Origin of the sequence: Siphonobacter sp. SORGH_AS_0500, from assembly GCF_031453245.1 — a bacterium.
Classification (GTDB): domain Bacteria; phylum Bacteroidota; class Bacteroidia; order Cytophagales; family Spirosomataceae; genus Siphonobacter.
In genome coordinates this window covers 1-22,147 of sequence record NZ_JAVIYT010000008.1, presented here as the reverse complement: position 1 = coordinate 22,147, position 22,147 = coordinate 1, and the positions used below count along the sequence as shown (strand labels likewise).

The 22,147-nt window shown below is 44.9% G+C and carries 13 protein-coding genes; 10 read left to right on the top strand and 3 right to left on the bottom strand.

Annotated elements, in window-relative coordinates:
• Window positions 1–84 precede the first annotated feature (84 nt).
• Together QE357_RS23485 and QE357_RS23480 are read left to right on the top strand one after the other, a co-directional pair.
• Window positions 85–597 carry an antitoxin Xre/MbcA/ParS toxin-binding domain-containing protein gene (locus QE357_RS23485; RefSeq protein ID WP_309713320.1) on the top strand — a complete coding sequence of 171 codons (513 nt, stop codon included), beginning with the start codon at window positions 85–87 and terminating at the stop codon, window positions 595–597.
• A 5-nt stretch (window positions 598–602) separates the two neighbouring features.
• Entirely contained in the window at window positions 603–1,058 is a 456-nt protein-coding gene (locus tag QE357_RS23480; RefSeq protein ID WP_309713317.1) for an RES family NAD+ phosphorylase, read from the top strand.
• A 423-nt stretch (window positions 1,059–1,481) separates the two neighbouring features.
• Here the strand turns inward: QE357_RS23480 and QE357_RS23475 are convergent, their stop codons facing one another.
• Window positions 1,482–2,369 carry a hypothetical protein gene (locus QE357_RS23475; RefSeq protein WP_106638170.1) on the bottom strand — a complete coding sequence of 296 codons (888 nt, stop codon included), beginning with the start codon at window positions 2,367–2,369 and terminating at the stop codon, window positions 1,482–1,484.
• A gap of 346 nt (window positions 2,370–2,715) precedes the next feature.
• On the opposite strand from QE357_RS23475, the gene QE357_RS23470 reads away from it, so the two are divergent.
• The 3 genes from QE357_RS23470 (at window position 2,716) to QE357_RS23460 (ending at window position 13,585) form a co-directional block, all read left to right on the top strand.
• Window positions 2,716–5,457 carry a hypothetical protein gene (locus QE357_RS23470; RefSeq protein WP_309713312.1) on the top strand — a complete coding sequence of 914 codons (2,742 nt, stop codon included), beginning with the start codon at window positions 2,716–2,718 and terminating at the stop codon, window positions 5,455–5,457.
• Window positions 5,458–5,683: 226 nt separating this feature from the next.
• Window positions 5,684–10,813, top strand: a complete 5,130-nt coding sequence (locus tag QE357_RS23465) for a PAS domain S-box protein (RefSeq protein WP_309713310.1) — start codon at window positions 5,684–5,686, stop codon at window positions 10,811–10,813.
• Between the two features lie 309 nt (window positions 10,814–11,122).
• On the top strand, window positions 11,123–13,585 hold the full coding sequence (locus tag QE357_RS23460) for a PAS domain S-box protein (RefSeq protein ID WP_309713307.1): 2,463 nt from the start codon (window positions 11,123–11,125) through the stop codon (window positions 13,583–13,585).
• A 326-nt stretch (window positions 13,586–13,911) separates the two neighbouring features.
• Here the strand turns inward: QE357_RS23460 and QE357_RS23455 are convergent, their stop codons facing one another.
• On the bottom strand, window positions 13,912–14,175 hold the full coding sequence (locus tag QE357_RS23455; protein WP_309713305.1) for a hypothetical protein: 264 nt from the start codon (window positions 14,173–14,175) through the stop codon (window positions 13,912–13,914).
• A gap of 665 nt (window positions 14,176–14,840) precedes the next feature.
• Here QE357_RS23455 and QE357_RS23450 point away from each other — a divergent pair.
• The 5 genes from QE357_RS23450 (at window position 14,841) to QE357_RS23430 (ending at window position 20,696) form a co-directional block, all read left to right on the top strand.
• Window positions 14,841–15,506, top strand: coding sequence for a DUF6766 family protein (locus tag QE357_RS23450; RefSeq protein ID WP_106638176.1), 666 nt, complete (start codon window positions 14,841–14,843; stop codon window positions 15,504–15,506).
• 7 nt (window positions 15,507–15,513) lie between these two features.
• A complete protein-coding gene (locus QE357_RS23445) occupies window positions 15,514–16,221 on the top strand; it encodes a hypothetical protein (protein WP_309713303.1) in 708 nt (235 codons plus the stop codon).
• An 83-nt stretch (window positions 16,222–16,304) separates the two neighbouring features.
• Complete coding sequence (locus QE357_RS23440) at window positions 16,305–17,867, top strand: FAD-dependent oxidoreductase (RefSeq protein WP_309713300.1); 1,563 nt, start codon at window positions 16,305–16,307, stop codon at window positions 17,865–17,867.
• Between the two features lie 694 nt (window positions 17,868–18,561).
• Window positions 18,562–19,614, top strand: a complete 1,053-nt coding sequence (locus QE357_RS23435; protein ID WP_232793817.1) for a zinc-binding dehydrogenase — start codon at window positions 18,562–18,564, stop codon at window positions 19,612–19,614.
• Between the two features lie 80 nt (window positions 19,615–19,694).
• Window positions 19,695–20,696, top strand: coding sequence for a glycosyltransferase family 9 protein (locus tag QE357_RS23430; RefSeq protein WP_309713294.1), 1,002 nt, complete (start codon window positions 19,695–19,697; stop codon window positions 20,694–20,696).
• Between the two features lie 96 nt (window positions 20,697–20,792).
• Here QE357_RS23430 and QE357_RS23425 read toward each other — a convergent pair whose 3' ends face one another.
• The gene (locus QE357_RS23425; RefSeq protein ID WP_309713291.1) at window positions 20,793–21,668 is read right to left on the bottom strand and encodes a manganese catalase family protein; all 876 of its coding nucleotides are present in this window, start codon (window positions 21,666–21,668) and stop codon (window positions 20,793–20,795) included.
• Window positions 21,669–22,147: the final 479 nt, after the last annotated feature.

The following is a 22,147-nucleotide window of genomic DNA, read 5'->3' as shown; positions in this document are numbered from 1 at the left end:
TTTCTAATTGATTTTCAGACCTTTTTATTATTGCATAGTAGTGAATGGACATTTTTCCGTATATTTGAGTCAAATGTCCATTCTATGAAAACATCAATGGTTTCGGTAACGCCTGACTCCGGCTGGAATTTGGGAATAGTAACGGAGATGGTTCGGCAAAAAGCTCCTGCCAATACCATTACCTGGTTGATTTTAGGAAGTACGCATTTTATGGAAAACGAACCCGTTTCCGGACTGGATTTTCTGACGGCCAGCGAAAAAGGCATTCCTAAAGCATCACTCGAACACCTGGCTGATGTGTTGGACATTCCCATGAAAGACATGGCCGAACTGCTGAACCTTTCTTATAAAACGCTGGCCCGGAAAAAGAAAACAGATGTGTTGAATACGCTCGTCTCCTCACTTTCCATTGAAATTGCCCATACCATCGCTATGGGCCTCACCCTTTTCGAAGATCCTGACAAACTCAACCGATGGCTACACAAGGAAAATAAAGCCCTGAGCGGACAAAGGCCTTTTGATTTACTCAATACGCCCACGGGCATTAAACTGGTCAACCAAATTCTGGGACGAATCGAGGAAGGAGTGTATTCGTAGTATTCATGGTTGTTTATCGAATCGCAAAAAAGAAGGAGCGAGCTAATGATCTAAGCGGCTTAGGTGCCTCGTTGTTCGGTGGTCGCTGGAACAACGAAGGCGTTTTCGCATTATATACCAGCGAAAGCCGGGCGTTGGCCTTACTGGAATTACTGGTGCACGTGGATGACTCCGAACTGCCACCAAACCTCTTTATCATGACCATCGAAATTGACGACTCTGCTCAACTTTACGAAGTTCAGGACGAAGCATTACCTATCGACTGGCGGATGACCGAAAATCTGGCATTGAAACATCAGGGCGATAGGATTTTAAAAGCAAAAGAATACCTCGGCTTCAAAGTAAGAAGTGCCGTTTTACCGCAGGAATATAATGTCGTTTTAAATCCTTTATTCCCCAGGTATTACGATCTGGTAAAAGTTATTGCCGTGGAGGATTATACGCGGGATGAGCGTTTGTAATAGAAAAAACGCAACTCTTTTATCTAGGGAGAAAGAAAGGGCCTTACCCATGATTCCAAATACTTTTTGTTAGTTAGCTACCCTGGAGTGCTTCACTCGTATAGCTCAAAAATCTGCTGGCAGCACATGTTCTTAATTTGGAAAAGGCTTACTCCATCATATGTTTATGCTGCCAGCGAAAAAGCTGGCCAGGCCACGCTGGCAGCGGCGGCACCTAACTGCCTTCAGTTAGAAAACTAATATGAGTAGTAGTTCCTGCCGCTTTGCAAGAAATATTTTTAACACTCAAATAGCCAAACAAACCGCTGGCAGCCTTTTTGCTGGCAGCATATATTCTGAAAAGGGAAAGATTCTCTCTATCTGAGGTTACAGAACTTAATTGGCTTAAGCAATGGCCCCGAATACCATAGCATTTAAGAAGGTTTAACGAGAAAAGGAATTGGTAATTTCAGAATCAGTTACCGTGGTAGAGTTATTGGCAGAGCCCATGACCTGCAAGGAATTTTCCGTAGTAAAATGGAAAGATGCTTTATAAATGAACAGCTTTTTTGGGTCAAATTGAATGGTGCCCGTATAGTTCGTCTTGATGGATACAATGCGACTATTATCTAAATGAATACTGGAAGGGGAGCGGCTTTCCCGGCGGCCTGTCAGGGTAGCAGTGGCGACGTTTTTCTCAAGCGATACAATAGTATAGGTGTTCACAATGATTTGGTTACCATAGGGGAATTCATCTTTCCAGACTGAGCCTACTTTTAAATCATTCATATCTTTTACGGGCATAACGATTCCAACCAGTTCGGGGGTGGCTACCAGGAAGGGAACACTCTTCGTCCATAACCCATTAAAAGTCTTTTCCGTATCTACTGTTTGGTTTGAAGGAAAAACCGATGTGTGCGTTTTTCCTACCAATGGATCGTATTGTTCGCCTAGAGCAGTAGCCATTACGTCCCTTTCAAACAGATTTTCTGAATCATATTGGCTGGTAGATTGGGCATCTTTACTGGTAATAATCATTTTATTCACCTTTCGATGGATGGTAAACGTACCCCCCTCGGATACTGGTTGTAACACAATTGTTCTATTATAAGAAGAGCTTAGCGATTGTTTGACAACTGAAGTAGGAATCCCTCCCTTAATAGACTTGCTTTCGTTGGTACTAGCTCCCGAAATAGTACCCTGAGCTTTTACTAGCGAGCTAATAGGCTTGTTCATATACGAAGCTAAGGCTTGCTGCCAAGCATAATTCTGAGCATTTAAGGGATTGGATAATATACTTAGAATGCCTAAAATAGGAAGTATCATTTTCATACTTATATATAGTTATTATTGCTTGCGTAAATAAGTAATAATGATGATATTTCAAACAGTTTACTTAAGAAATGACCCGCTGCATTTTAAACAATAGAATAAAAACAGCTACTTATTCTGCTCTTGTGATTGCTTTTTAACTAATAATTCAATTAAAATCAGTTATGAAAAATTAGTTAACTATACGTGTGGTTTTGTGTCAGTTTATCAGAGTGGATCATTTGTCGCATGTATTAATTGGTATAGTAATGCTCAAGGAACAGTAGTCCGAACAGACGTTAGCTATGTGAATCAGGAATAGGATGGTTATGAATACTTAAATGATCAGAATTTATTAAACTATAAAATGGCCTTCTTTAGTGGACCTTATTATTTTATCTTCTTACTGTCACTAATGCTGTGTTCTTCGCCTGTCTTTGCTCAGAAAACGACGGGTTTACTTCGGTTATGTATAGGGAGACAAGAACGGACACAGACCGATGTATACGTTTTGACGGAAGGGAGAGTACAGGCTTCTTTTCATTTTAAAAGTGCGGACACTTGTCTGAGTATTTTATTAAAAAAACATAGTGATTATCAGATTGAAATCCAGGCTGATGGATACAAACGCTATCAATATCAGGTGTTTTTAAACAGGGACTTGATGCTTCATCGGGTACGACTGGAGCCTGAAATTACCCAACTCAAAGAAGTGATTATAAAATCGGATAATCGGATTTCTATTCGAGGGGACACTACGTTTATTGATACCGATGGTATCCCAATCATGCCCCATGCGGATGCCAGTGAACTAGTGAGTCAAATTCCCGGTATTAGGGTTTACGGGGATGGGACGCTTTCAGTGATGGGTAAAAAAATAAACCGGGTGACTGTGAACGGGAAGTTACTCTTTGGGGGCAATGCTACGGCTACATTAAAAGCCCTACAGGGTGAAATGATTAAACAATTAGAAGTGCTTGCCGAAGCCGGTTCCCTAAATATTCGTCTAAAGAAAGAGTACGAGAACGGCTTATACGGAAATGTAGGAGCAAGTCCGGCTACGAAGTCCCGGTACCAGGTAGGTACGCGGTTTAATCGAATTCATCCTACACATTTTTTCAATACATACCTCAGTGTCAACAATATTAACGAACGTGCCTTAACGCAGCAGGATGAGGATTCGTACAATCGAAGTACCTTTCTGGAGATGAGAAATGGAGCATATTCGATAACTAGCCAATCCGAAACCATGCCAATCTTGCGAGTACAGCGTACAAATGTGGCTACGAATCCGAATCTGCTAGCAGATCCGGGGGAAGGGATCACCCGAATGGCTGGCTTGGGGCTGAATTTTTCTAAATCGGGAGCTCGCAGCAGTTGGACTGGATTTATTTTTGCAGATCAGGATGATCGTAATGTAGAGCGAACAGAACAGCAGCTGATAAGCGTTGGATTAACGGAACAGGTACTGAGGGGACGGAAGAATACCCGGCAATTTACGGACTGGCTACGGGGAAATGTATTGGGAACGATTCAGTTTTCAGAGAAAAGCAGCTTACGGTTTTCTCAAACCATTGCGTATAAACGCCTGAAGAATCTGGATACTAACTATACGTCTCTTCAACTTATAGATCGCCAAAGAAACGATACGCTTCTGAAAAATATCTTTCAGACATTTCAGGATAGGAGGCAATCGGAATTTGTGTTAAGCCAACACCTTGCCTGGCTTCGCAGACACGCTAAGAAGGCTCATGTAACTTCCGCTTACCTAAACTATTTTTATCAGCAAAACGCAACGGACCTAACGTATCAAAATCGACAGACAGCATTTGTAGAATCAACGACAATCAATCATAACCAGATTCATCAAGTGAGCTCAGTACAGGTGCTAAAGGCAGAACTCGTACATGCCTTGCCATTATCACGCCGATGGTTACTGGAATCTACTACTACCGCAAATTCCTCTACGGCTCCTTTTCATCAACAGGCGTACCAGTTAGGGGAAACGACCTCTCGCCTTGTGCGACCTGACTTAGGATTTGACACCTGGGAAATTCAGAATTTTGAATGGAAATCTCAACTTACTGCCCTATACAAGGGCTTGCGTTGGGATCTGGTGGCTGGGATGGCAACCTGGCACTGGTACTCCACGCGTAAGCTGGTTTCGCTGGATCAGGAGAAGCAGTTCTTTAAAGAACAACAATGGATGCCTCATCTGTTTCTGATGTACCGTTTTTCCCGGCAAACTAAAGCATCTTTCCGTTATCAGATAAGCCGCATGGACCCCATGCTGCCAGACATGCTGCCCGTAATGGATAGTTCGTCAATTCAGGTCATTAGAAAGGGAAATCCTTCCCTCTTGAACTACGCCCAGCGTAATGCAGAAGTAAATGTGTCAACAGTTGTTGCCACCGCTAATAACCTGACTTTCAATTTGTATTATGAAGGCGTGGAGCCTCCGGTTAACCCGCAGCTAAACGTAGGATTTTTGGGCTCTCTCAATCAAACCATGCGACAGTATGGACACTTAAATCATTGGACGTTTACGTTCATGTGGCTTAATTTCAACCGGAGTAGTCCGGTTCAATTGTACTTTTTCAATTTTTTGTCCCGGCGAGAAAACCGGGTTAGTCTGAGTGGCGAAAATCGTCTCTATCAGACCTTGCTAAACAGTACTACCTTGGGCATAAAGGGAATAGGTTCCCAACGGGTAACATTTCAGTTTGATTATCGATTTAACCTGGTAAAACAATTAAAAGCTCAGACAGGAGTTAATATTCGCAATGAAGGGAGTGTCAAAGCGAATCTGAATCTGAAGAATCAATGGTACGCTCATATCACAGGTACGGCCATCGTTAGTAAAAAGACGAATGACACGTACGTTGCGAATACGATAGCAGATTTGAAGATAGCCAAATATTTAGGTGAAAAGAGCCAGATTCGATTGACACTGGGAGCTACTAATATTTTTGATAACCGGACCATTTTCGAATTTCAACAGATGGCCAATACACGGAGCGAAGAATCTGTCAATCGCTTGCCAAGGTATTTTTCGTTTGATTTTACTTACTACTGGAATAAGTGGAAGAAACCTGTCCCAAACGAATAGGTTAGAAAAAGAAATCAATTTGAAGGCATAGGAAAACATACAAAGTCGCTACCATTACTAGTAATAAGGTATTCTTCTTTTTTATAAAACAAGTTCGGGTACGCTTCTTTTCCATTCAATGGATTAACCGGGAGTTAAAAAAGGATAGGCTTCGAGTGATCATGGCCAACTCTCGTTACCTCTGCTTTATCGGTTGCCTAGCAGCCTTTAGTAAACGTTATGCTCTATGCAAAAGGAGGAATCTACACCGCCGTCTTCAACGATTACAGCCGAAGAATATCATACCTTACTTTCTTCCTTTACTCAGGCTTTCTGGGAGACGGATGGGCAGGGTATGGTTATCAAGGACTCACCCAGTTGGCAAGCTTACACGGGCCAGTCACGAGAAGGAGGGATGGGGGAAGGCTGGGTGGCGGCTGTGCATCCTGATGATCAACCCTATGCCCTTTCGCAATGGCAGGAGGCTGGCAGACAGAAAAAGCGGGTAGATGCCGAATTTCGGCTTCAGAGACCGGGCGGTGGTTATCGCTGGACCAATGTTAAAGCCACGCCCATCCTTAACCCGGACGGTTCCATAAAAAAATGGCTGGGTATAAATATTGACATTCAGGATAAGAAAGACGCAGAGCAGGCTCTACTGGAAGCTCAGCAATACTATGAAATTCAACTGGAAGCTCAAGTCTACCAACGCACGCAGGAGTTAGAGGAAAACAGACAGCTTCTTCGGGGCACTTTGGATAGTACGCTGGAAATGATTCAGGTGTTCAAAGCCGTGCGTAACAAACAGGGTGAAATCATCGATTTTGTCTGGACGCTGAACAATCATGCCAGTGAAAAATATTATGGTCATGTGATTGGAAAAAGCCTGCTGGAAATGAACCCTGGAGTAAAACAGATGGGCGTCTTCGAGACATTTAAAAAAGTATGTGAGACGGGAGTAGCCGATCAGAGTGAACGTCATTATGTGCATGAGCAATTCAATGGCTGGTTTTATCAGTCTACGGTTAAGCTTGAGGATGGCCTAGTTACCACCACCACCGACATTACGAAACTAAAGCAGACAAAACACGAACTGGCCACTCTGAAAGAGCACTTGCAAACCATTTTAGACAGCTCTCCTTACATCGTTCAGGCTTTCAGAGCCGAGCGAGATGAAACTGGGGCCATTATCGATTTCATCTGGACGATGAATAATGAAAAAGGCATTATTCAGAATGGCGATGTCATTGGTAAAAGTCTATTGGAAAAAAATCCAGCGGTTGTAGATACGGGCCTGTTTGCTCAGTTTGTGGAGGTAACGGAAACCGGTAAATCCATTGAACAGGAGAAATATTATGGTTATGAGCAGTTTGATGGCTGGTATCATCAGGTGTTGATTAAAATGAATGATGGCTTCGTGATGAATACCGAAGACATTACAGAAAAGAAGAGAAGCCAGCAGGAAATCCTTCGTTTGAAAGATGAAATAGCAAAGAAAGCAACGGATCGGTATTACTCTCTGTTTAATACCATAGGCGAAGGCCTTGCGGTTTTAGAGATGATCTACGATGAAAAAGAGAAGCCATTAGATCTTCGCTGGCTGGAAGTAAATCCAGCTTTTGAAAAAATAACCGGGCTGGAGAAAGTGGCGGGAAAGTTAGCCAGTGACTTTATGCCTGCTCAATTCTACTGGCTGGAAGCCTACGACCGGGTTGTTAAAACAGGTGAATCAATCCGGTACGAGCATTACGATGAAGATAATCATAAATGGTATCAGACACATACGTCACGAATAGGCGGGCCTGAAAGCCGGGTAATTGCTAACGTTTTTGAAGATATTACCGAACGTAGGCACGGCGAGCAGTTACAGGAATATCTTTTGAAACTAAGCGATGCCTTGCGTTCAACTACCTGCCCCATCGAAATCCGGCGGAAGTCTGTGCAGTTGCTAGGCCCGCAGCTACAGGTAGACCATGCGTATTTTACTACCCTCAGTGATAAAGACAGAAGTACGGATGCCGAGTATGTAAGCGAGGAAGGTGCTGAACTAATGAGTAATTTCTCTGCAAGCAGTTTTGGAACAGTCATGGAGGTCTTGCTTCGGGGAGAAAACTTTGTAATGGAGGAGGTACGTAAAACGGATCGGTTATCAGCCGAAGAAAAAGACAGTCTGATTCAATCCAGCATCGGGGCTAGTATTTCTGTACCGCTAATCAGAGAAGGAAGTCTTATTGCGGTACTCACCGTCGATCAGCGTGGCCCGCGTCAGTGGACCAGGAATGATATAAAAATTTTGCACGAAACGGCTGAACGTGCCTGGGCAGCCGTACAACGGGCCGAAGTCGAAGATACCCTGCGTCGATCCGAAGCAAAATTCAGACGTTTGAGTGAAAGCGGTTTGGTGTCTGTTGCTTTTTTTGACATTGGCGGATCTATTCTGGAAGCCAACGAGGCTTTTTTGACGATGCTGGGCGTAACAAAGGAGGAACTGCATTCAGAAAAAGTCCGCTGGGATGTTTATACACACGAAGATTGGATACCCAGAACCTGGCAGGCGGTTGAAGAATTCAAGCAAACGGGAGCAATCCAACCTTACGAAAAACAATTTTATCATTCCAGTGGCGAATTACGATGGGGTATTTTTGCCGGCTCTGTGCTGGAAGAGGGGAAGACGGGGGTTTCCCTGGTCATTGATATTACTGCTCGCAAAAGGGCGGAAGAGGCCCTGCGGGAAAGTGAAGCTCATCTGGCCGCTATCTTTGAAAGTTTGCCCGTAGCTATTGGCGTGGTAAATACAAAAGGGGAATTCATTCTCTCCAATAAGGAAATGGAACGCTTTATTCCTACGGGCGTCATGCCTTCTATGGATAAAGACACTCCCAATCGATGGTTAGGCTATTATCCCGATGGTCGCCGTATGGATCCTCAGGACTTTCCAGGGGCCAGAGCCTTGAGAGGTGAACGGGTACTGCCGCCCATTGAGATGCGATATATGCAGGACGACGGAAGTACAATCTGGACTCATGTTTCTGCCGTTCCTATTAAAAATGGACATGAGCAGGCTACCGGGCACATGGTTATTATCTCCAACATCAATGACCTGAAGCAGGCCGAACAAGACCTTCAGCAAAGTCAAACCCACCTGCTGGCTATTTTTCAGACGGCTCAGGTGGGCATTTCTGAACTCAATACCGAAGGGTACTTTCTACGGGTCAATGACAAATTTTGTCAATTGCTGGCCCGGAATGCCTCTGAGTTGATAGGCCATACTATTTCAGAGGTAACCTTTGAAGAGGACATTGCTAAAAGCTATGAGGTGCTGCAACAACTGCTATTGACTGGAGAGGTAGCGTCCATTGATAAGCGGTATGTAAAACCCGATGGTACGGTTGTCTGGGCTAATAGCTCCGTCTCTCTGTTGCATCACAAAGCTAGTCAGGACACTACGGTCTTGGCCATTACTGCTGACTTAACCCAGCGTAAAGAGGCTGAAATGGCTCTGCAAAAGTTAGAGTTACGGACCCGCATGGCGGTTGAAGCCGCAGACATGGCTACCTGGGAGTGGGATCTTCAGACCAATGAAGTATTCTGGAACGAACACCACTTTCGAATATTCGGTCTCGAACCTCAAATAGGTCCGGTTCACCCTAATGTATTTTTTGAACATGTGCATCCGAATGATCGCGGGCGAGTCGAAGAACTGTTGCGTCAGGCTCTGACGGGTGAAACGGATTTTGATACTGAATTTTGTGCCTTACGGGAAGACGGAACGGAACGATGGATGAGCGGATACGGTCGGGTAATGGAAAAGTCGGGAGGAAAACCGCTCCTCATGAGCGGGGTAATGCTTGATATTACGGCTCGCAGGCAGGCTGAAATAGATTTACGACATATGAAAGGTCGTCAGGACGCTATGCTGAAAAGTGCAACCGATTACGCCATATTAACGCTTGATTTAGACCTGAAAGTTCAGGACTGGAACGCGGGTGCTGAGTACATGCTTGGCTATTCAGAACCGGAGATCGTAGGAAAACCCGGAGAAATCTTTTTTGTTCCAGAAGATCGGGCGGAGGGTGCTCCTGAGAAAGAAAGGGATATGGCTCTGCTACAAGGCCGGGCCGAGAACGAACGCTGGCATATGCGAAAAGACGGTTCCCGCTTCTTTGGTTCGGGGGTAACTACGCCTTTACTCAACGAAGCCGGTACCATCATCGGTCTTCTGAAAGTAATGCGTGACTTAACCAGCCAGAAGCAGGCAGAAGATGATTTAAAAGAAGCAAACCAGCGGAAAAATGAGTTTTTGGCTATGCTGGCTCATGAACTTCGTAATCCAATGGCCACGCTTCGGAGTGGGTTGCAAATTTTATCAATCACGGCAGCTACCAATGCTCAGGCTAAAACAGTGATAGACCGAATGACTCGTCAGACCGATCACCTGGTAAGAATGGTTGATGATCTGTTGGACGTGAGCCGCATCAGTCAGGGAAAAATCGAACTCAAAAAAGAACGGGTTCTTCTGAACGATTTGGTTCATCAGGCCCTCGAATCTGTACAGATGTTAGTTGAGAACAAGCAGCAAAAGCTTCGCGTTAACATACCCATTGAAACAATTGAGTTAGAGGGAGATGCGACTCGTCTGGTACAGCTAATGATGAATTTATTAACCAATGCCAGCCGTTACACTCCTAATCAGGGAGCCATTGAGTTAAGCTTGAGTCAGGAAGAAAATACAGCGATCATTCGCGTCACAGATAATGGCATTGGGTTGGCGACGGACCAACTTTCAAAAATCTTTGAGCTGTTTGTGCAGGTAGACCATTCACTGGCTCGTTCGCAGGGAGGGCTAGGCTTAGGACTTACCCTGGTCAAACAGATTGCCGAACTTCATGAAGGCAGCGTAGAAGCCCAGAGCGAAGGCCTGAATAAGGGAAGTACCTTTGTGGTACATCTACCTGCGTTAGTGAGGGATAGGAATGAAATGGACCCGTCCACAAAGCTTACTTCTATACGCCAGACCAGTATATTGATTGTGGATGATAATTCAGATTCTTCATTCACCTTAAGTGTGCTATTGGAATTGAAAGGCTATGAAGTCTACACGCGGGATAGTGGGATGGCAGCCCTGGAGGCCTTGGATAATCTAAAACCCGAAGTGATTTTACTCGACATTGGTATGCCGGAAATGGATGGCTACGAAACCTGTCGCCAGATTCGCCAGCATCCGAGAGGCCCCCAGACGTTCATCATCGCCGTATCTGGTTACGGGCAAGACTCCGATAAGCGAAAAGCCAGGGAAGCGGGATTCGATGAGCATGTAACCAAACCAGTGGACCTGGAGTCTCTGATGCAAATCATTAGGCATCGCTCTACTTTTTAAATCGCTTATGCTAAGCAAGGGGTTACCTAAATAGATAGATACAAAAATTGTTAAATTACTATACCTATAGGGTAGTACGTTAGTCATTTATACTTGTTTAAATAAAAATTTAGGACGACTAATAATGGGTTCATTATTAGTTTGTTAGCTATAGATGAGTAAAAACGAAAGACTTTTGGACTAACATTTGGGGTATCTTTTAGCTATACATCTATTGTGACATTAAACACTTCACCAGAGTAAGTAGTTAGATGACTAGCGTGTTCGTTAAAGCTCTTGTCCCACCTTTTAGCAACCTGTATCATACCATTGGAATCTTTTTATTACAATACCTACCCTTTCTTTCTGAATAAAGGAAAGATGGGGCAATTCCTGGCTTCACAGGATTGGAGTAACTCTGCTTTGGGTAACCCCGATGGTTGGCCTGTTAGCCTGAAAATTACCCTTGGCACCGTGCTGGGGGCTTCTACTAAAATGGCTTTATTCTGGGGACAAGACTTTCTCTTTTTTCCTAATGATGCTTATGCTGCTATCCTAGATAACCCGATTCATTCCGATCAGAAAGCCGCACGTATTGGGCATGAACCATGGGCTTTGATACAGCCTTTGCTAGAGCGGGTCTGGAATGCAGAGGCGGTCGAACCCTTTGTTTATCAATCAGTAGATCCCTTCGAAAACCAACGATACCTGTTGAACTTTAGCCCGGTTACCGATGAAAATGGCGTGATCACTGGGATTCTGTCGACGGCAACAGCATTTGTTCAGCCTTCCGATCAAAATCAGGAGAGTGAGACGTATGACCGACAGGTGACAGACACCGTTCCGGCGATCATCTGGACGACTAAGCCCGACGGAAGCTGTAGTTACTTAAACAAACAATGGTACGAGTACACCGGACAAACCAAAGCTCAGGCCGAAGGTTTTGGCTGGCTTGACGCTACCCACCCCGAGGATAAGGATACCTCCAGCAAGCAGTTTCTGGAGGCGAACGAACAGCACATTCCCTTTCATTTGCTATATCGCCTACGTCAGCACGACGGCACTTACCGTTGGGCGATTGATAAAGGAAGCCCCCGGTTTGATGCGGAAGGGAATTACCTCGGCATGATTGGCACCGTAATTGACATACACGAACAAAAGTTGGCGGAGGAAAGCCTGCGAGCTAGCGAAGCCAAGCTGCGTTCCATTGTTTCAACGGCTCCTGTAGCTATTGGTCTATTTGTGGGCCGGGATTTAATCGTCGAAAATCCAAACCAGACCTTTATTGATATTGTCGGGAAAGGCCCGGACATCGTTGGCAAGCCTTTGCGGGAAGTGATGCCTGAATTGATTGAACAAAACCAACCTTTCCTGCAAATTCTGGACGACGTTTTTACGACTGGCCAGCGATTTCACTCCTATGGATCCGAGGTAAAAATCGTGCAAAACGGGGTCATGACCCATAACATTTACAACATTACGTACAGCCCCGTTTTTGACGAAGAAGGAAAGGTATATGCCATTCTGGATATTGCCGTGGACGTTACAGGCGAGGCAAAAGTAAAGCAGGCTCTCAAAGAAAGTCAGCATATTTTACAGTCGATGATCGACTTAGCCGAACTTGGTACTTATACGGTTGATTTAGCTAGTCAGAAGTTAGTGAAATCACCCAAAGTATCCAGTTGGTATGGTCTTCCTGAAGTGACAGATGTGTTTGCTTCCCTCGATGTCATTATCGAAAGTGATCGGGATCGTGTATTTCAAATCTATAAAGACGCATTACTTCCCGGCTCAAGCGGTTTTTATCGGATGGAATACACCATCATTCATTCCCAGACTAGTCAAAGGAGAATTTTGCAAACCGTAGGACAGGTCAGGAGAAATTTAGAAGGACAGCCTACGCACGTAGATGGACTGATCAGGGATGTAACCAGTCATTACGAGGCGAAGGCTGCTTTGGAATTTCTGGTGCAGGAAAGAACGGAAGAACTGGAAGCGACCAATGAAGAATTAACCTCCTCTAATGAAAATCTTGCGGAGCTTAATGAGCAATTGATACGCTCAAATGAGAGCCTGGAGCAGTTTGCTTACGTAGCTAGTCATGATTTACAGGAACCTCTTCGAAAAATTCAACAATTCAGTGACCTGCTAAGCCTGCGTCACCGGGCTAGTTTAGCAGAAGATAATCGCCTGCTGGACCGAATTCAGGAGTCGGCCCAGCGAATGAGTAACTTAATTAACGATCTGTTGACCTTCTCTCAATTATCGACTGGCAAGAGTAACCGGGAGCGGGTTAATCTGTCGTCGGTGTTAAATCAGGTCATTGATACCCTATCGGTGGCCATTGAAGAAAGCAAAGCATCCATTGAGGTTATGGCGTTGCCGGAGATTCAGGGAGATCAAAGGCAGTTTGAACAGTTATTCCAAAACTTGATTTCCAACGCCCTGAAGTTTAGCAGTAAGGATATTCTTGGCAATGCTACGGTCCCTTCCATACGTGTTAGTTACCAAAGTCTCGCCACTAATCAGTTACCCTTCAATCCTGAAAACAGGGACAAGTATGCTCGTTATCATCAGGTTGTTATTGAAGACAATGGCATTGGCTTTGAAGAAACCTACGCTGAACGAATTTTTGGGGTCTTTCAACGGCTTCATAGCAAGAATGTGTTCGCAGGAACCGGGGTTGGGCTGGCGATTTGTCAGAAAGTAGTAACGAACCACGATGGTATGATTGTGGCCCAGGGGACACCCAATCAGGGAGCAAAGTTTTACATCTATTTGCCTGAATTTTAAAATCTTAGCTAGTTTAAGCGATCGCCCAGGCTTATAGTAATGCAAGTTGTAGTTTTTGAAACCTTCACAGGGAAGGCAAACGCGTTCCGTTGCTCAAGAGGATAGATTCATTCTGTCCTCTTGAACGCAGTGAGAAACCTTCTGTAGAATGGACGGTGCTAGGGTTAATAAAGTTTCCTGATGGAGCAACAAGGCCGCAAAGTTCATAACGTCCTTCGCTCTGGAAGACGGATTATGATGGTGAAGTAATTATTGGTGGTAAATACCAACGGTGCTCCTGGGTTTCATCCGGGGCTATTCAGCCTGAGGTTACCCTGTTGGAGTTGTTACCAAAATAGTTTTAAAACAAATAACCCCGGAGGGGTTGAATACGAATAGCCCCGGATGAAATCCGGGGAAGAAAATGGATAAGAATCAGAAATCTCAAGCCATTGACAAACCAAAACCTTCCTAAAACCAAGTAAGGCCGCAAAAGTAATAAGATCCTTCGCTTCGCTCTGGATGACCGCCACTTCTCTGCTCTGTCCTCCCGAATGAAGAGAAAGACCTTCTATAGGCTGGGATGGAATAAGGATTCGGAAATTTTCCATAACCAAATCCGTTCATTCTGAATGACGCTGAGGTTATTAAGTAAAAACTCAGCTCATCCCCTCAACTTTAGGTATCTCAATCTACCTTGATTATAGGATTGACTGCCATTAACGTATAGTCTACATTTACAATGTATTTATTACGGGCATGAGCGTTATACGTCCATGCGGGTGGGACAGGTTTTTACTTTGTCGGGTTTGAACCTGCTTTGTCAGTTAGTTTGATAGGGGGATACTACAGATTAGCTGACAAAGTACCTGCCTACGTACCTCGTAACTGATTAGATAACCGCTTGATGTATATTAAAGGCTTGTTAAGTTAATACTAGACAAGCCTTTTTCATGAGGTAAAGCCAGCTTTTTCCGCTGTTAGCAGCCCCTTACTTCAGGATCGTATTGCATAGCCTGGGTTAGTGCTGCCAACGAAAAAAGCTGGCAGCGGTAGCGGGTTTTGCCGTTAGTGATTACCAGCGAAAAAGCTGCTAGCAATGACTCGCCTCATGAATATAGCTTTCATGGCATTTACCTCTGTATTATCTAACGTATAGGTATTGTCGTTATCATTCTGCGATTTTCTGATACTGGTATTATTTTTTATAGCAAAGTTGAGGAATACGTTCGTTACTCCTTCGACAACCTACTGAAATCTAATACACTATTTTAGGATGAACTTAAAGAAAATAGGAAAGTACAATGGCCTGTCTATTGTGCTAATTGTGATTACCTTATTGACATTGACCGCTCATTTATTAACGGGCTGGAATGACTATAATCAGGAGCGGGAAGAGTACCACTTAGCGGCTTTGTCTTTCGGTGAATACCTTTTTACCGGGCATTGTGTAGAATCTGTTTTTGAAAACTGGGAAAGCGAATTTCTACAAATGGGCCTTTACGTGGTATTGACCGTCACTTTATACCAAAGAGGCTCCTCCGAATCCAAAGACCCTGACGCTTCTGAAGAGGTAGATCGAGAGCCTGACCCCAATCGCAAAAATGCTCCCTGGGCCGTTCGTCGGGGGGGATGGGCACTCAAGCTGTACCAGCATTCGCTGAGTCTGGCCTTTTTTATTCTTTTCGGTTTATCGTTTTTCCTGCATGCATTGGGCGGGGTCAGGCAGCATAATGCAGAAGAAAGCATGAAAGGATCGTCCGAAGTGTTGAGTTTGGGGGAATTCATGGGGACGAGCGAATTCTGGTTCCAATCGTTTCAAAACTGGCAGAGTGAATTTTTGTCGGTACTATCTATCGTTGTTCTTTCTATTTTCCTGCGACAAAAGGGTTCTCCGGAATCCAAACCCGTGGATGCGTCGCATTCGGAAACGGGTAATTAAATGAATCATGAAAAAGTTATTCATCGGGCTGATGCTCACGCTGAGCAGCATGAGTCTGCACGCCCAGCAGACCATTTTTAACGTACCATCCTCGGACATTACCCCGCAACATAAAATCCTGGCTCAACAGCAGGTTGATCTGAATCGGGAGCAATTTCGCTCTATGACTACCGTTAACTACGGGTTAGGAAAGCACTGGGAAGTCGGGTTCAACCTCTATAATGTGATGCGTCAGGATCATCACTGGATTCGTAATGACACCACCACGCAAATTCCCTATGCTCCCCTGCTCTTGGTAAATGCTCAGAAAATTGTGGAGATTAATGAGCATTGGCAGGCAGGAGTGGGCTTACAGACCGGAGCGAATCTGAACGGAACCCGGCCTGCTTCCTGGGTAGGTTTTTTCTATGCTAACGTAGAAGGACATTTTCACGAAGATCATTATCAGGTGGTTGCTGGGACGTATACGGGAAATGCCCGTTTTCTGGGTGAAGGACCGAACGTAGGCTTTCATGCAGGATTTGATGCGGGGATTTTTTATCAGAAATTTCACCTGCTCGGTGATTGGGCCAGTAATGCCCACGATTACGGACAACTCGTATTAGGAGCAGAAGTTTACCTGACGCAGCACCTTCCGCTTGCGGTAGGATGGCGGCGTTCTAACAAGGACGGAAGTCAGGCGTTGGTGGTGCAGCTAACCTATACGCCTAAGTAAAAAGAATTAGGCTTGATGTCAGAAGTATTGATCGAAGAAGGATTCGTGAGTGCCTATTATCCAACCCTTTAGTAAACAAGAATATGAACGAGCTGAACACACCAAAGCCACTCCACGAACAAGTAAGTTCGCGGGATGGTGCTAATGTAAGTATTTGGCAGCCAGGTTTTCAACCGGCTCCCTCAAAGGAGTACTCCAGCCAGAATGAAGTTTTTGACGTACTGATTGTGGGGGGTGGCATTACCGGATTGACGGCGGCGGTGCAATTACAGGAGCTGGGAAAAGCAGTAGTAATAGCTGAATCGCATACCATCGGTTATGGAACCACGGACGGAACGAGTGCCCACATTAATACGTTTGCCGATACTACCTATGCAGAAGTGGAGCAGGATTTTGGTAAGGAATCCGCCCAGTTATTTGCGAAAGCCATCCAGGAAGCCGTTACTACAATCAAAACGAATGCAGCAACCTATCGCATGGATTGTGATCTGGAATCTAAAGATGCCTATGTCTATGCCGAAGATGAATCTCAGCGAAAAGAACTCGACAGCCTGTATGAAAGTGCCTTGCGGGCGGGAGTAGAGGCCCATACCGTTTCGCAGTCTCCTTTGAACATACCTGCGTTGAAGGTAATTCACTTTCCGCACCAAGCTCAGTTTCATCCACTAAAATACATAGGTGGCCTGCGAAAAGTGTTTGAAGCTTTGGGGGGCGTGGTGCTGGAACACACCAGAATTGAGGAAATTGAACAGGAAAATGATCTTCATAAGGCTCGAAGTGGGGATCAGGTGATTCAGGCCAAAGCCGTTATTTATGCTACGCACATTCCTCCCGGTGGCATCAATGCCTTACATTTTCTGAATGCCCCTTACCGAAGTTATGTGTTGGCCGTAACTTTAGAAGATGAAAAGTATCCCGATGCTTTAATTTACGACATGCAGGAGCCCTATCATTATTTTCGGTCGCACGTGATTGAGGGGCAACGGTATTTATTAATTGGCGGCAATGATCATAAAACAGGCCATGACGACCCTCAGGCGGCTTTTGAAGCGTTAGAGCATTATACCCGCCAGCACTTTAAAGTCAAAGAAGTTGCCTATCAATGGTCTTCGCAATACTTCGTTCCCTCAGACGGCTTACCTTACATTGGGAAAATGCCGGGAAGTCCAGCGGGCATTTATACGGCGACGGGTTACAATGGGAATGGCATGATTCTAGGTACCATTGCAGGTAAAATCCTGAGTGATTTAATCGCTGGGAAAGACAATGCTTACGCCGATTTATTTGATCCCCGTCGAGTAAAACCGTTAGCGATAACGCCTGAAGCAGTCAAAGAAAACGTTGACGTAGCCTATCATTTCATTGCGGATCGATTGTCTACGGAGGAGTTGGATTCTCTGAAAGAAGTGCCCTTCGACACGGGAATGATTGCCAAAATCAGCGGAAAAAAGGTAGCCGTTTATAAAAGCCCTACCGGAGAGATTCATACCCTGAGTCCCGTTTGCCCACACGCCCATTGCTTTGTAAACTGGAATGCGTCCGAGAAAAGCTGGGACTGCCCCTGCCACGGAGCCCGGTTTTCACCGCAAGGGGAAGTATTAACAGGCCCCGCCCGAAAAGATTTGGAAAAGCTAAACCTTCCTTAAGTAAACGATAGGATTGATTCCATACGTCAAAGAGCAGTGTTCACCAGCACTGCTCTTTTGCATGAGTAGTAAAAACAGCTAGTAACGTATATAGATGAGAGTAAGTTATACTTTACCTGCGTTCAACCTTTAACTCTGAACGGACATTAGATAGAACAAAGAATAAGCAAATCTCTACTTCCCATTGGCTACCTATTTCCTCACTTTTAAATTCATTGCCTAAATCCTGGCAAAATTGCTGACGGATTCATCAGGGTATACGCAAAGAAATGGCTCCCCTAAATCAAGGGGTATTCAGATCCTCAAAAACTGGTAATGTATTAAAAAAAGAAGAATTAATTATTTGTAATGTTCTGATAGTTAGTGCTTTGTGTTTATTTGATAGTAGGTTTTATGCCGTCCTAGCAGTTTATTAGATCCTTCAAATGGCATATTTATTTTCGTTAATGCTGTGCTTATTATGCCCGTAGCTACGGAGATTCATTCGGTACTACCCACCAAGTTCACCTGCACTATATTATTCTGATTGGAAAGCAAATCTAAATTCAGTACTAAAGGCGTGGGCCAGATGTATAAAGCTGGTTCGCATTCTCTAGCACTTGCTAATGGACCAATAAGTCCGATTTTGATTCACTGGTGATGACGGGTGAAGTAGTTACTTACACAGTTCTAATGATCGTTTATGGACCATCAAATGAAAGCTGCTCTTAAAACAGCAAAGGGAGATTTCGAAGTAACGGATGTAGATAGACCTAAAATTCCCAAGCCCGACTGGGTGCTGGCCCGCGTGCGGGTGGCGGGCATTTGCGGCACAGACCTGCGGCACTGGAAGAAAGAAGAACCGGAGCTAGTGCATAAAATTATGGGTCATGAATTGGCGGGCGAGGTGATTGAAGTAGGGAGCGAGGTGACAAACGTGAAGCCCGGCGACCGGGTGGTTATAGAAACGGTGCTGGGCGATGATACCTGCGACTGGTGCAAGGTTCAGCAGTATAACCTCTGCCCTCATTTGTACGAGGTGCGGATGGAGACGGTATCCCGGGCGTTTGCTGCTTACGTGGTAGGCCCGGCGAAGAAATTCTACAAACTGCCTGACCACGTTAGTTTTGAAGAAGCCACCTTGCTGGATACTTTCTCGGTTTGCATGCACGCCATTCAGCTCAGTGGAATCAAAATCAATGATACAGTGGCCGTTATCGGAGCCGGGCCGATTGGCTTAGGGCAATTACAACTTGCCAAAGCCTGCGGAGCCGATGTCATCGTCACGGATATTGTTGAATCTTCATTGGACCTGGCCCGGGAACTGGGAGCAGATTTGGTCATAAACAGTCAGAAAGAAGACGCCTATCAAAAAGTTATGGAGTTTACCCATAATCGTGGCGTAGATATCGCTTTTGAGTGTGCCGGCGGACCTTCCATTGCTACGACTATTGCTCAGGCTACCACCTTTACCCGCATTGGGGGGAAAGTACTGATGGTCGGGGGCTTTGATCCGGGTACTACGCCGCTTGAACTCGAATGGCAACGCATCCAGATGTCAGAAATCAAGTTAATACCGAGTGCCAGTTACGCTTATTGGGGCATTTACCCGGAGATGCAAATGTGTCTTGATTTGTTGGCGAAGGGGAAACTCAATGCTGAAAAGCTCATTACTCATCGCTTCTCGCTGGATGCCATTAATGAAGCGTTTGAAACGGCACAGGATAAACAAAAGACTCACGCCGTATTTGTAGCCCTAACGATTTAATACATTGCCCTGAGAAGTCACTCTCAGGGTTTCCTTTACCCAGTTAACGACTTGCATGGGCAAGTTTGATCGTATTTGTAATGGACCAGTTGACTCAAACATTAAAAGATACGCCTGAAAAAATAGCTTTGTTTCTGGCGAAAGAACTAAAAGATTTGTTACAGGCAGTGCCCGCCTTCCGGGCGATCCGCAGGGCTTTTCCGCAAGCTCAGATTTGTCTCATCAGTTTTCCCGAATACCAGGAAGTAGCTCAGCGGTATGCGGCCTATGTGGATGAGTTTTTTCCTTTTCCCGGCCATCCGGGTTTATCTGGTCGGAAGGTAAAGGCAAGTGAAGTGGTTCATTTTTTCTGTGCTATGCAACAGCGGAAATGGGACGTCCTTCTTTCGCTGCAAGAGCATGGAAGTACCGTTAACCACATGCTTATGTTAGCGGGAGCAAAACTCACGGCGGGCTATTTTGAGGCCTCAATAGCCGAAATGTATGAGGCCGATGATCGGTTCTTTATACCTTTTGCTCTGACTGCGTCCAGTAATAGTTCTCCGCTACAACTCGTCGCGTCACTGGGTATTCCGGTAGAAAACGATGCGGTTGAATTTCCGCTTTTTGCTGAAGATGAAGGGAAGGCTCGGCAAGCCTGGCCGGAATGGCAACAGAAATCCTTTATCTGCATTCACCCGGATGGGGACACGTCGCATCAATGGCCAGCCTCCCATTACGCCTGGCTTACCCGTAAGCTGGCCTCTGAGGGTTACCCGACGGTTCTAACGGGTTTACATGGCCGGCAGCGAACCCTGGAAGAAGTCAAGCGTCTGGTGAAAGATGGAGAGGAACCCGCTCCAGTCATCATCGATCAAACGGACTTAGGTAGTCTGGGCTGGATCATCAAGCAGTCTTCCCTACTGGTCAGTAATAATTGTGCAGTCACTCAAATGGCGAAGGCCTTACAGGTCCCTAGCGTGGTTATTACGAATGATTGGAAACCGGAGCAATCGGAAAAGCATGTGGTCCTATCAGAGCAGGCTGCCGTTAATCTCAACACGGTTATCAGTACGTTGATGAATCTTTTAAAGGATAATTAATCATTTGTCTTTCGTACTTGGAAAATACAGAAGCCGTGCTTGAATAGCAGTAACTTAGCTATTCAAGCACGGCTTTTATTGTCATTGGTAGTTAAACTAGAATAAGGTTTCTTTTACTTTTTCAATGAAGCCATCAGGGCCAGCTGCCATCTGCTCCTGTTGAGCATAACCTTCGGGTACGGGCGGAGCCAGTTGGGGTTCCTGCCCCATAGGCTGAGCATGTTGATAGGTAAACTCGCCCTTTCCGTCAATCGAAGGACCCGATGCCCAACGGGCATCGGGAGCCTCAGGACGATTAATATCCGTTGAGATGAACGTATACGCAAACTCGTTTGGCTGACTGGTCATTGGGAACGAATTGGGAATAGGTAAGGCATTCTGCACACCGCCAAGATCTTCCAGAACGGCCAGCCACTGGTTTTGGTGCATGGTATCACGGGCAATGAGGAAGGACAGCATATCTTTCATCCCGGCATCATCCGTTGCTTCATAAAGTCGGGTTGCTAACACCCGGCCTGTCGACTCCGCCATTACGTTGGCGTACATGTCTGCCGCCAGGTTACCACTACCCACTACCCAGGAGCCATTGAAAGGAACGCCGTTGCTATCAACCGCCATCGCCGCCAGCCCCGCAGACAGGTAATGGCGAGGGTCCATTCCCCCCATGATACCCGATAAAATGGGGCTTTCTCCCACCATCTGATCTTTCAGGTCATTCGTCGCACCTTCCAGATTCAGAGCCACTGCCGTTGCCAGCATTTCAATGTGGGCCATTTCTTCCGTACCCGTTTCCAGAAGCATGTCCTTGTACTTTTGCGGACCCCGGCTGCCCCAGGATTGAAAGAGGTATTGCAGACATACCCGGATTTCTCCTTCAATGCCGCCAATAGCCTGTTGTAACAAACGAGCAAAAGCTGGATTAGGACGATCCACCCGAACCGTATATTGAAGTTTTTTGTCGTGATAAAACATAACAAGTAGTGTTATAATAAGTATGTATAAAAAATACGAACAGCATATTTTGTTAAAACTATATTCCATTCGATGGTTGGTAATATTTTTGTATATATTTAGGAAATTATGAAGACCAATATCCCCAAATATATAGAGTAATTATTTCTATATTGTATTATGGTTTTTGTCTGTTTATATCATTTATTGAGTAAATACTTTTATTGCTGAGATCCCTAATTTTAAGGGTTATTGTATGGATAAGTTTTTTGATAATAATTCCTGTGTAAATGCTCATATATAGGGTATTTTAATAAATATATTGCTAATTATCAGGTGTTTAGTGGTTAACTATGGCTGGTGGTTATTCCATGAGATAACACAGATTTTAAAGTTTGTTTCATTTATTAATGGCATAGCTATTTTAAAAATTTATTGCTATATAGATATTATTCAGTACTCTTTATTTTTCAATTAGGCTTGCAGTAATTTAAAAAATA

Excerpts from the sequence above, each read along its gene's own strand:
- QE357_RS23485 (WP_309713320.1), top strand. The coding sequence starts at position 85 with ATGAAAACATCAATGGTTTCGGTAACGCCTGACTCCGGCTGGAATTTG.
- QE357_RS23480 (WP_309713317.1), top strand. The coding sequence starts at position 603 with ATGGTTGTTTATCGAATCGCAAAAAAGAAGGAGCGAGCTAATGATCTA.
- QE357_RS23475 (WP_106638170.1), bottom strand. The coding sequence starts at position 2,369 with ATGAAAATGATACTTCCTATTTTAGGCATTCTAAGTATATTATCCAAT.
- QE357_RS23470 (WP_309713312.1), top strand. The coding sequence starts at position 2,716 with ATGGCCTTCTTTAGTGGACCTTATTATTTTATCTTCTTACTGTCACTA.
- QE357_RS23465 (WP_309713310.1), top strand. The coding sequence starts at position 5,684 with ATGCAAAAGGAGGAATCTACACCGCCGTCTTCAACGATTACAGCCGAA.
- QE357_RS23455 (WP_309713305.1), bottom strand. The coding sequence starts at position 14,175 with ATGGAAAATTTCCGAATCCTTATTCCATCCCAGCCTATAGAAGGTCTT.
- QE357_RS23450 (WP_106638176.1), top strand. The coding sequence starts at position 14,841 with ATGAACTTAAAGAAAATAGGAAAGTACAATGGCCTGTCTATTGTGCTA.
- QE357_RS23445 (WP_309713303.1), top strand. The coding sequence starts at position 15,514 with ATGAAAAAGTTATTCATCGGGCTGATGCTCACGCTGAGCAGCATGAGT.
- QE357_RS23440 (WP_309713300.1), top strand. The coding sequence starts at position 16,305 with ATGAACGAGCTGAACACACCAAAGCCACTCCACGAACAAGTAAGTTCG.
- QE357_RS23435 (WP_232793817.1), top strand. The coding sequence starts at position 18,562 with ATGAAAGCTGCTCTTAAAACAGCAAAGGGAGATTTCGAAGTAACGGAT.
- QE357_RS23430 (WP_309713294.1), top strand. The coding sequence starts at position 19,695 with ATGGACCAGTTGACTCAAACATTAAAAGATACGCCTGAAAAAATAGCT.
- QE357_RS23425 (WP_309713291.1), bottom strand. The coding sequence starts at position 21,668 with ATGTTTTATCACGACAAAAAACTTCAATATACGGTTCGGGTGGATCGT.